General features: G+C 64.9%; 13 protein-coding genes. 6 read left to right on the forward strand and 7 right to left on the reverse strand.

All coding sequences use genetic code 11. The features are described from left to right. Nucleotides 1–77: 77 nt before the first annotated feature. Nucleotides 78–794, reverse strand: a complete 717-nt coding sequence (gene rph, locus ACQY6T_RS08725; RefSeq protein ID WP_428630362.1) for a ribonuclease PH — start codon at nucleotides 792–794, stop codon at nucleotides 78–80. Nucleotides 795–1,031: 237 nt separating this feature from the next. Here rph and hrcA point away from each other — a divergent pair, with 237 nt between their 5' ends. Both hrcA and grpE read left to right on the forward strand, forming a co-directional pair. Further along, a complete protein-coding gene (gene hrcA, locus ACQY6T_RS08730) occupies nucleotides 1,032–2,075 on the forward strand; it encodes a heat-inducible transcriptional repressor HrcA (protein WP_428630363.1) in 1,044 nt (347 codons plus the stop codon). Between the two features lie 4 nt (nucleotides 2,076–2,079). Further along, the gene (gene grpE, locus ACQY6T_RS08735) at nucleotides 2,080–2,628 is read left to right on the forward strand and encodes a nucleotide exchange factor GrpE (protein WP_428630364.1); all 549 of its coding nucleotides are present in this window, start codon (nucleotides 2,080–2,082) and stop codon (nucleotides 2,626–2,628) included. A 168-nt stretch (nucleotides 2,629–2,796) separates the two neighbouring features. Here the strand turns inward: grpE and def are convergent, their stop codons facing one another. Together def and recR are read right to left on the reverse strand one after the other, a co-directional pair. Continuing rightward, nucleotides 2,797–3,330, reverse strand: coding sequence for a peptide deformylase (gene def, locus ACQY6T_RS08740; RefSeq protein ID WP_428630365.1), 534 nt, complete (start codon nucleotides 3,328–3,330; stop codon nucleotides 2,797–2,799). Nucleotides 3,331–3,361: 31 nt separating this feature from the next. Then, on the reverse strand, nucleotides 3,362–3,958 hold the full coding sequence (gene recR / locus ACQY6T_RS08745) for a recombination mediator RecR (protein ID WP_039579914.1): 597 nt from the start codon (nucleotides 3,956–3,958) through the stop codon (nucleotides 3,362–3,364). A 227-nt stretch (nucleotides 3,959–4,185) separates the two neighbouring features. Between recR and fmt the strand changes: the two genes are divergently transcribed. Further along, the gene (gene fmt, locus ACQY6T_RS08750; RefSeq protein WP_428630366.1) at nucleotides 4,186–5,106 is read left to right on the forward strand and encodes a methionyl-tRNA formyltransferase; all 921 of its coding nucleotides are present in this window, start codon (nucleotides 4,186–4,188) and stop codon (nucleotides 5,104–5,106) included. Nucleotides 5,107–5,321: 215 nt separating this feature from the next. Next, nucleotides 5,322–6,062: a tRNA pseudouridine(38-40) synthase TruA gene (gene truA, locus ACQY6T_RS08755; RefSeq protein ID WP_428630367.1), complete on the forward strand. Its 741-nt coding sequence runs from the start codon at nucleotides 5,322–5,324 to the stop codon at nucleotides 6,060–6,062. 153 nt (nucleotides 6,063–6,215) lie between these two features. On the opposite strand, the gene ACQY6T_RS08760 is transcribed toward truA, so the two are convergent. Further along, a complete protein-coding gene (locus ACQY6T_RS08760; RefSeq protein WP_105998065.1) occupies nucleotides 6,216–6,743 on the reverse strand; it encodes a CarD family transcriptional regulator in 528 nt (175 codons plus the stop codon). A 313-nt stretch (nucleotides 6,744–7,056) separates the two neighbouring features. Here ACQY6T_RS08760 and ACQY6T_RS08765 point away from each other — a divergent pair, with 313 nt between their 5' ends. Continuing rightward, the gene (locus tag ACQY6T_RS08765) at nucleotides 7,057–7,560 is read left to right on the forward strand and encodes an SDR family NAD(P)-dependent oxidoreductase (RefSeq protein WP_428630368.1); all 504 of its coding nucleotides are present in this window, start codon (nucleotides 7,057–7,059) and stop codon (nucleotides 7,558–7,560) included. Continuing rightward, entirely contained in the window at nucleotides 7,505–7,876 is a 372-nt protein-coding gene (locus tag ACQY6T_RS08770; RefSeq protein WP_428630369.1) for a hypothetical protein, read from the forward strand. The genes ACQY6T_RS08765 and ACQY6T_RS08770 overlap by 56 nt, the downstream gene beginning before the upstream one ends. A gap of 345 nt (nucleotides 7,877–8,221) precedes the next feature. On the opposite strand, the gene ACQY6T_RS08775 is transcribed toward ACQY6T_RS08770, so the two are convergent. The 3 genes from ACQY6T_RS08775 to nusB form a co-directional block, all read right to left on the reverse strand. Then, a complete protein-coding gene (locus tag ACQY6T_RS08775) occupies nucleotides 8,222–10,339 on the reverse strand; it encodes a sodium-translocating pyrophosphatase (protein ID WP_428630370.1) in 2,118 nt (705 codons plus the stop codon). Nucleotides 10,340–10,523: 184 nt separating this feature from the next. After that, nucleotides 10,524–11,453, reverse strand: a complete 930-nt coding sequence (thiL, locus tag ACQY6T_RS08780; protein WP_428630371.1) for a thiamine-phosphate kinase — start codon at nucleotides 11,451–11,453, stop codon at nucleotides 10,524–10,526. Between the two features lie 114 nt (nucleotides 11,454–11,567). Continuing rightward, nucleotides 11,568–12,020, reverse strand: a complete 453-nt coding sequence (nusB, locus tag ACQY6T_RS08785) for a transcription antitermination factor NusB (protein WP_428630372.1) — start codon at nucleotides 12,018–12,020, stop codon at nucleotides 11,568–11,570. Between the last annotated feature and the right edge of the window lie 30 nt (nucleotides 12,021–12,050).

Raw genomic sequence — 12,050 nt, forward strand, 5'->3', positions numbered from 1 at the left:
GTCATGCCGGACTTGATCCGGCATCCATTCCCTCGCGGTCGATGGCCCCCGGATCAAGTCCGGGGTGACGATGGAGACTACCGCCCCGTCGCCTTGTCCTGCGCCGCGAAAATTTCGGTGCAGCCGATGCGTGCTAGACGCAGGAGGCGCAGCAGGCCTTCCTCGTCATAGGTCGCGCCCTCGGCGCTCGCCTGCACTTCGACAATCTGCCCCTTGCCGGTCAGTACGAAATTGCCATCGGCTTCGGCGTTGCTATCCTCGTCATAATCGAGGTCGAGCACCGGCGCACCCTTGTACATGCCGCACGAAATCGCACCGACCTTGTCCTCAATCGGATCCTCGGCGATTGTCTTCGCCGCCAGCAGCTTGTCGACTGCGATGCGGAGCGCGACCCAGGCGCCCGAAATCGCTGCGGTGCGGGTGCCGCCATCGGCCTGAATCACGTCGCAATCGATGATGATCTGGCGCTCGCCGAGCTTCTTCATATCGACGACGGCGCGCAAGCTACGCCCGATAAGCCGCTGAATTTCCTGCGTTCTTCCCGACTGCTTGCCCTTTGCCGCTTCGCGGTTGCCGCGGGTGTGCGTCGCACGGGGCAGCATGCCATATTCGGCGGTGACCCACCCCTGTCCCTTGCCGCGCAGGAACGGCGGCACTTTTTCATCGACGCTGGCGGTCACCAGCACCTTGGTGTTGCCAAAGCTGACGAGGACGCTGCCCTCGGCATGGATGGTGAATTCGGTTTCAATGGCGATGGGGCGCATTTGGTCAGGGGCGCGGCCGGATGGGCGCATGGGGGGATTCTCCTGTGATTGTGTGCGGCGCGCTTAGCGGTGAAGCGCGGCGAGCGCAAACCTGATCCTCCCCATCGACTTGCGATGGGGAGGGGGGACCGCCGCCGCAGGCGGTGGTGGAGGGGCAGCAACGTCGCGGCCCCTCCGTCAGCCCTGCGGGCTGCCACCTCCCCATCGCAAGTCGATGGGGAGGATCGTCCGCTTGCCCCCACGCCCACGCATCCCTAAATCCCCCTTATGACCACCGCGCCGATCACCGAACTCACCACGCGCGCCCGCGACGTGTTCCGGCTGGTCGTCGACGCTTATCTCGAAACCGGACAGCCGGTGGGGTCGCGCACCCTGTCGAAATTCACCGGCCTCAACCTCTCCCCCGCGTCGATCCGCAACGTCATGCAGGATCTGGAGGAGTTTGGCCTGCTTGCCAGCCCGCACACCAGCGCCGGCCGCCTGCCGACCGAACAAGGCCTGCGCCTGTTCGTCGACGGCATGATGCAGGTCGCCGAGCCGAGCGCCGAGGACCGCGCCCAGATCGAGGCGAGCCTGTCCGACCCCGGCCCGATCGAAAGCGCTCTGGCGCAGGCGACGTCGGCGCTGTCAGGCCTGTCGGCGTGCGCCGGACTGGTCCTCGTCCCCAAGCATGAGCGTATCCTGAAACAAGTTGCGTTCGTGCCGCTGTCCGACGCGCAGGCGCTCGTCGTGCTGGTCGCGGGCGACGGCGCGGTCGAGAATCGCGTCATCGACACCCCGCCCGGACTCGACCCGTCGGCGCTGGTCGAGGCGGGCAATTATATCAGCGCGATGCTGGCGGGGCTGACGCTGACTGAAGCAATGGCGCGGGTGCGCCATGAGATCGAGGCCGAGCGCATCGCGATCGACCGTGCCGCGCAGGATCTGGTGTCGCGCGGGCTCGCCATCTGGTCGTCCGATGGCGCCGACCGCCCGGTGCTGATCGTGCGCGGCCAAGCGAATCTGCTCGACGAAAATGCGGTTGGTGATCTCGACCGCGTCCGGCAACTGCTCGACGAACTCGAAACCAAGCAGGAGATCGCAGGGTTGCTCGACAGCGCGCGCGATGGCGCCGCAACCCGTATTTTCATAGGGTCGGAAAATAAATTATTCTCGCTTTCGGGCTCTTCCGTGATAGCGGCGCCCTATCGCGGATCGGACGGGCGCGTGGTCGGCGTGGTGGGCGTAATCGGCCCCACCCGCTTGAACTATGCCCGCATCGTTCCCATGGTGGATTTCACCGCACAATCGCTCTCCAGACTGATACGATAGGTTTATGACGAACATCGAAAACGACACCCCCATCGACGATGGACAAGACACCGAAACCGAAGCTGCCGCGCCCGCCGAGGCGGTCAACGACGAAGTGGCACTGCTGACCGAACAACTCGCCGCGGTGCAGCAGGACCTGCTCTACGCACGCGCCGAGACCCAGAATCTCGGTCGTCGCAAGGAAAAGGAAATTGCCGACGCGCACGCCTATGCCGCGACCAAATTTGCGCGCGACATCCTGTCGGTCGCTGACAACCTTGGCCGCGCGCTTGCCGCGCTCAGCGAGGAACAGCGCGCATCGGACGCGATCAAGCCGCTAATCATCGGGCTTGAAGCGACCGAGCGCGAATTGCTCGGTGTGTTCGAACGCAACGGCATCACCCGCATCGCCGCGATCGGCCTGCCGCTCGACCCGAACCAGCATCAGGCGATGCTGGAGATTCCGAGCAGCGATGCCGAGCCCGGCACGATCGTGCAGGAAATGCAGGCGGGTTATATGATGAAAGACCGCTTGCTCCGGCCCGCGATGGTCGCGGTGGCGAAGGCGGGTTGAAGTCATTCTCCCCTCCCCCTTGCGGGGAGGGGACCAAGGGGTGGGGGTAGCGGCGCGTCTGCGCCGCATAAGAATTTGCAACTTCAAGGTCGGGGCCAGAGTTTGTTCGCGCGCGAGCGCGCGGACCCCCACCCCAAACCCTCCCCGCAAGGGGGAGGGGCTTAAGCGTCACGCCGCCTTCCGCATCTTGAGCAGCTTCTTCAGCACCATATCGCGTTTCAACCGCGATAGATGGTCGATGAAGAGAACGCCCTCCAGATGGTCATGCTCGTGCTGGATGCACGTCGCCATCAGCCCGGTCATGCGTTCCTGGTGATGCTTGCCGTCTTCGTCCTGCCAATCGACGGTGACCTCGGCGGGGCGCGTCACATCGGCATATTGTTCGGGGACCGACAGGCAGCCTTCCGAATAGACGCTATGCTCCTCGCTCTCGTCGGAAAACACGGGGTTGATAAACACGCGCGGCTCGCGGATCACCTTCTTGCCCTCTTCATCCTCGGGATCGGGTTCCTGCAGGTCGATCACCAGAATGCGCTTCGCCACCCCGACCTGAATCGCCGCCAGCCCGATGCCGGGCGCGTCGTACATCGTCTCGAACATATCGGCGACCAGCTGCTTCAGCTCGGCGTCAAAGGTCTCGACGGGCTTCGAAATGACGCGCAGCCGGGGATCCGGGGTCTCTATGATGGATAGAATGGCCATGGGGTGCAGGTATGAATTCGAACGCCCGCCGTCAACCCACCGGACGCCGCGCCCTAAGCGCCTGCGCCAACGTCCCCTCATCGAGATAATCCAGCTCGCCCCCCACCGGCAAACCATGCGCCAGTTGGGTCAGCCGCACCGGATAGCCCTCCAGCCGCTCGGCCAGATAATGGGCGGTTGTCTGCCCCTCCAGCGTCGCGTTCATCGCCAGCACGACCTCGTCGATGCCCCCCGCCGCGACGCGCGCGACCAGCGCGTCGATCGCCAGATCCTGCGGGCGGATGCCCTCCAGCGCCGACAATCGCCCGCCCAGCACATGATATTTGCCGGGGAACAGCCGCGACTTGTCGAGCGCCCACAGGTCGGACACTTCCTCGACGACGCACAGGCTGCGCGCATCGCGGCGCGGGTCGGCGCAGATCGCGCAGGGGTCGTGGGTGTCGACATTGCCGCAAATCGTGCAGGTGACGAGCCGTTCGGAGACCGTCTGGAGCGCCGCGAGCAGCGGCACGAACGCGGATTCGCGTTTCTTCATCAAATGCAACACCGCGCGCCGCGCCGACCGCGGGCCGAGGCCGGGGAGACGGGCGAGTTGCTGGACGAGGGCTTCGATTTCGGTGGAGGCCATGCACATCACCTATCGCGGCCCGCGCGGCCGCACAACAGCCCTCTCCCCTTGCGGGAGAGGATGCCGGAGCTTGGCGCGCAGCGCCTAGCGGAGGCTGGAGAGGGGTTGCGAAGGTGCAGCCCCCTCTCCCGCTGCGACTAGCGAACAAGTTCGCAAGTCTCGCTGCCCTCTCCCGCAAGGGGAGAGGGGCTTGAATGTCGAGCGGCTGTCCGCCAAAGCCCCGCACCATGCGTATCGCCTTCATGGGAACGCCGCCCTTTGCGGTACCGACGCTCGCCGCGCTTCATGCCGCGGGGCATGAGATCGTGGCGGTGTACACCCAGCCGCCGCGCCCGGCGCAGCGCGGCAAGAAGGTGAAGCAGAGCGCGGTGCATGACTGGGCTGAGGCGCACGGCCTGCCCGTCCGCACCCCGAAGAGCCTGAAAGGCGCCGACGAACAGGCCGACTTCGCCGCGCTGGACCTCGATGTCGCGGTGGTTGCCGCTTATGGTCTGATCCTGCCCGCCGCGATTCTCGATGCGCCCCGCGAGGGCTGCCTCAACGTCCATGGCTCGATCCTGCCGCGCTGGCGCGGCGCGGCGCCGGTGCAGCGCGCGATCCTCGCCGGCGATGCCGAAACGGGCGTTACGATCATGCAGATGGACGTCGGGCTCGACACCGGAGCGATGTGGCTGGTCGGGGGGACACCGATCGACGGCAAGACCGCCGGGGTGCTGACCCACGAACTCGCCGAGATGGGCGCGTCGATGATGCGGCGGGTGCTGAGCGACCTCCACGCCTTTCCGCCGGTGCCGCAGCCCGACGACGGCGTCACTTACGCTGCCAAGATCGACAAGAGCGAAGCTCGGCTCGATTTCCTGGTCAGCGCGGTGCAGGTCGAACGCCAGATCCGCGCGTTCAACCCGGTACCGGGGGCTTTTTTCGAACTGGAGGGCGAGCGGTGCAAGATATTGGCGGCCGAGGTTGTGCATCCGGGCGAGACCGTCGCGGGCGTCACCCCCGGCACGACACTCGATGATGCCCTCACCATCGCCTGCAACCCCGGCGCGATCCGCGCGACGCGGGTGCAGCGGGCGGGGAAGCCCGCGATGGAGGCAGGCGAATTGCTGCGCGGGCGGGGAATCGTCGCAGGCACTCGACTAGCCTAATCCCTCTCCCCTTGCGGGAGAGGGTTGCGAAAGCTTGGCAGCTTGCTGCCTAGCTGAAGCTGGGAGAGGGGTAGCACCGTAGCGATGGGGCGCTGCCCCCTCTCCCGCTGCGACTAGGTGGCGAAGCCACCAAGTCTCGCTGCCCTCTCCCGCAAGGGGAGAGGGTCGTAACGGTGTCTCGACTTCGCTCGACACGAACGGCTAAGGGGGCGGCAATGACAAGATTTGCCCTCACAATCGAATATGACGGCCGCCCCTATATGGGCTGGCAGCGCCAGGTGCACGGCCCCAGCGTCCAGCAGACAATCGAGGAAGCGATTCACCGCTTTACCGCCGAGACGGTGTCGGTGTTAAGCGCCGGCCGCACCGACGCCGGGGTCCACGCCATCGCGATGCGCGCGCATGTCGACATCGGCAAGCCGCTGACCCCGTTCAAGCTGACCGAGGCGCTGAACGCGCAGCTTCGCCCTGCCCCGATCGCGGTGGTTGGGTGCGAGATCGTTCCCGACGACTGGCACGCGCGCTTCACCTGCGCCGGGCGCAGTTACGAATATCGCATCGTCAACCGCCGCGCGCCGCTGACGTGGGACAAGGGGCTGTCGTGGCAGATCATCCCGCCGCTCGACGCCGATGCGATGCACGCCGCCGCGCAGCAGCTGGTCGGCCTCCACGATTTCACCACCTTCCGCTCGGCGCATTGCCAGTCGCAAAGTCCGGTGAAGACGCTCGATAAACTGACCGTCAGCCGCCACGGCGACGAGCTGATCATCGAGGCGGCAGCGCGCAGCTTCCTGCATCATCAGGTGCGATCAATGGTCGGCTGCCTGTCGCTGGTCGGGCACGGCAAATGGTCGGCGCGCGATTTGAAAGTGGCGCTGGAGGCGGCGGACCGAACCGCACTGGGGCTAAATGCGCCGCCCGATGGACTGTATTTCGTGGGGGCGGTGTATCCCTAGCCCGTCATTGCGAGGAGCGTAGCGACGCGGCAATCTCCAGCTATCGGAACGCGCGGCCGATAGCTGGAGATTGCTTCGCTCTGCTCGCAATGACCGCCACGAAAAAGGGCGGACCTCGCGGACCGCCCCTTCCCTTATCGCGATGCTGCGCGCTTACACCTTTTCGACGTAATACAGCGGGGCATGTTCGTTGAGGATCTGGAGGATCTTCGCCTGCGCGGTCTTTTCGTCGCTTTCTTCCATCGCGCCGAGTTCGCGCGCGAGGCGGCTCGACGCCGCTTCGAAGATCTGGCGCTCCGAATAGCTCTGCTCGGGCTGGTCGTCGGCGCGGAACAGGTCGCGGGTCACTTCGGCGATCGACACCAGGTCCCCCGAATTGATCTTCGCTTCATATTCCTGCGCGCGGCGCGACCACATGGTGCGCTTGACCTTCGGCTTGGTGGTGAGGACCTGAAGGGCTTCCTTCAGCGTCTTGTCCGACGACAGCTTGCGCATGCCCACGCCTTCGGCCTTGTTCGTCGGCACGCGAAGCGTCATTTTTTCCTTTTCGAAGCGCAGCACATAGAGTTCGAGTTGCATCCCGGCGATTTCCGATTTTTGCAACTCGATGACGCGCCCCACGCCATGTTTGGGATAAACGACATAATCACCGACTTCGAACAAGAGCGTGTTTACGGACATGCAAATTCCTTTTGTTGTGCCTTGACCCTGATCTGAAAGTGCGACAACAACGGCGCATCCCGCCCTCTAGCCAAGGGGGAACAACAATCGCTCGGCGCTAGCCAGTCAGAGTGACAAGGGATATGGCTCCATCGGAACGCCGCGAAACGCCCCAGCCCGAGACGGGAAGAGGCAGAATGTCAGCGCGTTGATATTTATTATAACAGATTCGCAACAAAATTGCCACCCCCGCCCGGGAACGTGCGAGCGCGGCGCCTTGACGGCTGGCTGAACCCGTTTCAGGTTGCAACGAAATCATGGAATGGGAGCGGATATGAACGATCAGATCTGGTGGATCACGGGCGCATCGTCCGGCATCGGCGCGGCGCTGGCACGAGCGCTAGCGGCGCGCGGCGCAAAGCTGATCCTGTCGGGGCGCAATGTCGGCGCGCTGGAGGCGGTTGCCGCGGATTGCGCGACCGAGACGCTGGTACTGCCGTTCGAGGCGACCGACTATGACGCCCTGCCCGCCATCGCCGATCGGGCCTGGGGGTGGCAGGGCCGCATCGACGGGCTGGTCAACAATGCCGGCATCTCGCAGCGCAGCCTGGCGATCGACACTGATTTTGTGGTCTATCAGCAGATTGTCGCCGTCGACCTCCTCGCCCCGATCGCGCTGACCCAGCAACTACTGCCGCGCATGATCGGCGCGGGCGGCGGTCAGATTGTTGCCATCTCCAGCGTCGCGGGCATCGCGGGGGTGCCGCTGCGCAGCGCTTACTGTGCCGCCCAAGCACGGGCTGATCGGCTATCACGACAGCGTCCGCGCCGAGAATGAACATCTGGGGCTAAAGGTGTTGGTGGTGGCGCCGGGATCGGTCCAGACCAACGTCAGCCGCAACGCGCTCAACGCTGATGGCAGCACTCGCGGGGAAAGCGACGCCGCAATCGAGAACGGCCTGTCGCCCGATTTCGCCGCGGCCCAGATACTGACGGCGGTCGATGCGGGCACGCGCGAGTTGGTAGTGGCCGAGGGCGCCGAAGCGATGGTCGCGAGCCTGCGCCGCAGCGATCCTAATGCGCTGTTCGACCGGATGAGCGCGATGGTGCAAGCGGGCTATGCGGCGCAGATGAAGGCAAAGTCGGCGGCCTAGGTGGCGGCTAACGACGGAATACGGCTTTTGATCCTCCTTGTCGCGAAGCGATGGGGAGGTGGCAGCGCAACGCGCTGACGGAGGGGCAACAGCGCCACCGTTGCCGCCCCTCCACCACTCGCGTCGCGAGCGGTCCCCCTCCCCACGGCCTAGCAACAGGGAGGAACTATCCCTCCTCGTCATCCCGGACTTGATCCGGGATCCACGACGACGGCGCGGCTATGGATCCCGGATCAAGTCCGGGATGACGAAGAGATGTGGGAAGCTTTCCGCCTCAACGCGGCGACAAAAAGCCCCGCCGGATCACTCCGACGGGGCCTTGTCTTTGCCCGAAAGCGTTGCGTTTTACAGCGCGCCGTTGGCCAGTGCTGCGAGGAGCAGGATCGCCACGATATTGGTGATCTTGATCATCGGGTTGACCGCCGGCCCCGCAGTATCTTTGTACGGATCGCCGACGGTGTCACCGGTCACCGCGGCCTTGTGGGCCTCGCTGCCCTTGCCGCCGTGGTTGCCGTCTTCGATATATTTCTTCGCATTGTCCCATGCGCCGCCGCCCGAGGTCATCGAGATCGCGACGAACAGGCCGCTGACGATGACGCCGAGCAGAAGCGCGCCTAGCGCTTCGAGCGCCTCAGCCGGACCGGCCACTGCACGGATCACGAAGAACACGACGATCGGTGCGAGCACCGGCAGCAACGACGGGATGATCATTTCCTTGATCGCCGCCTTGGTCACCAGATCAACCGTGCGCGCATAGTCAGGCTTCGATTCATAGGTCATGATGCCCGGGTTGTTCTTGAACTGGTCGCGAACATCCTTGACCACTTCACCCGCCGCACGGCCGACCGCAGTCATGCCGAACGCCCCGAAGAGGTACGGCAGCAGCGCGCCGAGCAGCAGCCCGACGATGACATAGGGCGACGACAGCGAGAAAGTCAGCGGCTCGGTCAGCCCGAGCTTCGCTGAATATTCGGTGATGTCGGCCGTATAGGTACCGAACAGCACCAATGCTGCCAGACCGGCAGACCCGATCGCATAGCCCTTGGTCACCGCTTTGGTGGTGTTGCCCACGGCGTCGAGCAGGTCGGTCTTTTCACGAACCGAATCGTCGAGACCCGCCATTTCGGCGATGCCGCCAGCGTTGTCGGTCACCGGACCATAAGCGTCGAGCGCGACGACCATGCCGGCGAGCGCCAGCATTGCAGTGGCGGCAAAGGCGATGCCGACGATGCCCGCGATCTGGAACGCGGCGATGATGCCCGCGCAGATCACCAGCGTCGGTGCCGCGGTCGATTCAAGGCTGATGGCGAGACCCTGGATGACGTTGGTGCCATGCCCCGTTTCCGAAGCCTTGGCGATCGAGCGCACCGGGCGATAGTTGGTGCCGGTGTAATATTCGGTGATCCAGATGATCAGCCCGGTGATGATCAGGCCAAGCAGCGAGCAATAGAAGAGGTCGCTGCCGTTGAACGTCTGGCCGGTGATGTCGGTCGCCATGTCGCCTTTCAGCACATAGCTGGTCGAGAACCAGATCGCCGGGACCGAGAGGACCGCGGTGACAAGGAAACCCTTGTACATCGCGCCCATGACATTCTTGCCGCCACCGAGGCGGACAAAATAGGTACCGATGATCGAGGTGATGATGCAGACGCCGCCCATCAGCAGCGGCAGACTCATCAGCGGCAGCAGCTGGTCGCCCGCGCTCTTCAGCAACAGCGCCAAAAGCACCATGGTGGCGCCGACGGTCACGACATAGGTTTCGAACAGATCGGCCGCCATGCCGGCGCAGTCGCCCACGTTATCGCCGACGTTATCGGCGATCACCGCGGGGTTGCGTGGATCATCTTCGGGAATTCCGGCCTCGACCTTGCCGACGAGGTCGGCGCCGACGTCGGCAGCCTTGGTAAAGATACCGCCGCCGAGGCGCGCGAAGATCGAGATCAGCGACGCGCCGAACGCGAGCGCGACGAGCGCGTCGACGACGGTACGGTCATCACCGCCAACGGTAAAACCACCGGGGCCGATCAGATACCAGAAGAAGACCGAGATCGCGAGCAGCGCAAGCCCCGCCACGAGCAGCCCGGTGATTGCGCCGGCGCGGAACGCCATGGTCAGGCCGGCCTGAAGGCTGGTCTGGGCCGCCGCCGCGGTGCGGACGTTCGCCTTCACCGAGATGTTCATGCCGACAAAGCCGGCAACCCCCGACAGGACGGCGCCGATGACAAAGCCGGTGGCCGAAATCGGGCCGAGGAAAAACCCGACCAGAACGGCGACGACGACGCCAACGATGGCGATGGTGCGATATTGACGGCCGAGATAGGCCTTGGCGCCTTCCTGAATGGCGGCGGCAATTTCCTGCATCTTTTCATTACCGGCCGAGGCGCTGAGCACCTGACGGGAGGTAATGAAGCCATAGAGCACGGCCACCAGGCCGCACGCTATCGCGATCAAAACGGGATTCATTCGTGGATTTCCTTCCCCATTGAGCGGGGGCGGACCCAGGTGAACAGTCGAGCACGTCCGACTATGATTGCCGGTTCGCCCCTCTCCCCTGATGCGACCGCCCCAAAATTTGGACGCCGCGTTATGGGAAGAAAGAAAGCCAAGGGCAACCCCGGTTTTTCGGCACTTTTGTAACGGTTTTGCGTCAGTGTGTGAAACCGAGACGCTCCGGCAGCGCGATGCGCTGGGCGCGGTGGGTCAGCACGATGCCCTCCCCCACCCCGGCATGGCCGACCGGGGTCGCCACGACGTTCAGCCCCGCGGCGATCTCGCGGATCGCGCCGGTTTCGGCAGGATCGGCGGCAAACAGCAGTTGATAATCGTCGCCCGCGGTCGCCGCCGCGATCCGCGTGTCGACCACATCGGGCCGCACCGCGAGCAGCGCCGCCGACAGCGGCACCGCCTCCAGCATCAGGACGAACTGGCACGCGCTGGCGTCCGCCATCCGCTGTGCATCGATCAGCAGGCCGTCGGAGACATCCATCATCGCGTGGACATGCGGTACCACCGCCTGGCCAAACGTCAGTTGCGGCTGCGGGCGGCGATAGGCGGCCAGGCAGGTTTCATTCGGGTCGACGTGCCCCAGCCGCATCGCCAGCCCCAGACCGGCGTTGCCGATCGATCCGGTCACCCACAGCTGGTCGCCGGGCCGCACCCCGCTCCGTGACGGCGCACCTCCCGGCGGCGCGCGGCCGATCGCGGTCAGCCCGAAACTGCGCGGCGCGCCAGCCGGCACACGGACGGTATCGCCGCCCAGCAGGATGACGCCGAACCTTCGCAACGCCAGGTCGAGCCCTTCGACAAAAGCCGCATCCCAGGCCTCGTCGCCCAGGCTATAGCCGACCAGCACGCCGATAGGTGCGGCGCCCTTCGCCGCAAGGTCCGACAGATTCACCGCGACGAGTTTCCACGCAATATCCTGCGGCGTGTCGTCGGGCAGGAAATGGATGCCCTCGACGATCATGTCGTGAGTGAGGACAAGGCCGTCCCACACCGCCGCATCATCGGCCAGCCCGCGCGCCGCCGGATCGGTGGCGATGGCCCGCAGGCGGGCGATGAAATCGGTTTCGGACAACGCCAACCCTTCTCCGTTCGCCCTGAGCTTGTCGAAGGGCCGTTCTTCCTTTACGCCCTAGCAGAAAAAGGACGGTCCTTCGACAAGCTCAGGGCGAACGGCTTTGTGGGCGCGTTAGTTGGAGGAACGCACATCCTTGCCGATCGCATCGAGCAGGCCGTTCGCAAACCCCGCCTCGCGCGCATCGAAGAACGCCTTCGCCACATCGACATATTCGCTGACCACGGCGCCGACCGGCACGTCGCCGCGCGCGATCAGTTCATACGCGCCGGCGCGCAGGATCGCCTTCATCGTGCGGTCGAGCCGCTCCATCGACCAGCCGCTGGCCAGCCGCGCGACGATCGCGGCGTCGATCTCGGGCAGACGTGCCAGCGCGCCCTTGACGATGTCGTCGAAAAATTCGGTGTCGGCGCCCGCATATTCGGCGTCCTCGATCGTCGCGCCGATGCGGTGCTGGTGGAATTCATGGATCAGCTTGGCGACCGGCGTCGCCTCCATCTCGTGCTGATAGAGCGCCTGGACGGCGGCGAGACGGGCGGCGGAGCGGGATTGGGCGCGTTTGTTCATGGTTCTTTTCTTAGCTGAAACGCTGGCTGA

Origin of the sequence: Sphingopyxis sp., assembly GCF_965279725.1 — a bacterium.
Classification (GTDB): domain Bacteria; phylum Pseudomonadota; class Alphaproteobacteria; order Sphingomonadales; family Sphingomonadaceae; genus Sphingopyxis.

Excerpts from the sequence above, each read along its gene's own strand:
- truA (WP_428630367.1), top strand. The coding sequence starts at position 5,322 with ATGACAAGATTTGCCCTCACAATCGAATATGACGGCCGCCCCTATATG.
- fmt (WP_428630366.1), top strand. The coding sequence starts at position 4,186 with ATGCGTATCGCCTTCATGGGAACGCCGCCCTTTGCGGTACCGACGCTC.
- recR (WP_039579914.1), bottom strand. The coding sequence starts at position 3,958 with ATGGCCTCCACCGAAATCGAAGCCCTCGTCCAGCAACTCGCCCGTCTC.
- def (WP_428630365.1), bottom strand. The coding sequence starts at position 3,330 with ATGGCCATTCTATCCATCATAGAGACCCCGGATCCCCGGCTGCGCGTC.
- ACQY6T_RS08765 (WP_428630368.1), top strand. The coding sequence starts at position 7,057 with ATGAACGATCAGATCTGGTGGATCACGGGCGCATCGTCCGGCATCGGC.
- grpE (WP_428630364.1), top strand. The coding sequence starts at position 2,080 with ATGACGAACATCGAAAACGACACCCCCATCGACGATGGACAAGACACC.
- ACQY6T_RS08760 (WP_105998065.1), bottom strand. The coding sequence starts at position 6,743 with ATGTCCGTAAACACGCTCTTGTTCGAAGTCGGTGATTATGTCGTTTAT.
- ACQY6T_RS08775 (WP_428630370.1), bottom strand. The coding sequence starts at position 10,339 with ATGAATCCCGTTTTGATCGCGATAGCGTGCGGCCTGGTGGCCGTGCTC.
- nusB (WP_428630372.1), bottom strand. The coding sequence starts at position 12,020 with ATGAACAAACGCGCCCAATCCCGCTCCGCCGCCCGTCTCGCCGCCGTC.
- rph (WP_428630362.1), bottom strand. The coding sequence starts at position 794 with ATGCGCCCATCCGGCCGCGCCCCTGACCAAATGCGCCCCATCGCCATT.
- hrcA (WP_428630363.1), top strand. The coding sequence starts at position 1,032 with ATGACCACCGCGCCGATCACCGAACTCACCACGCGCGCCCGCGACGTG.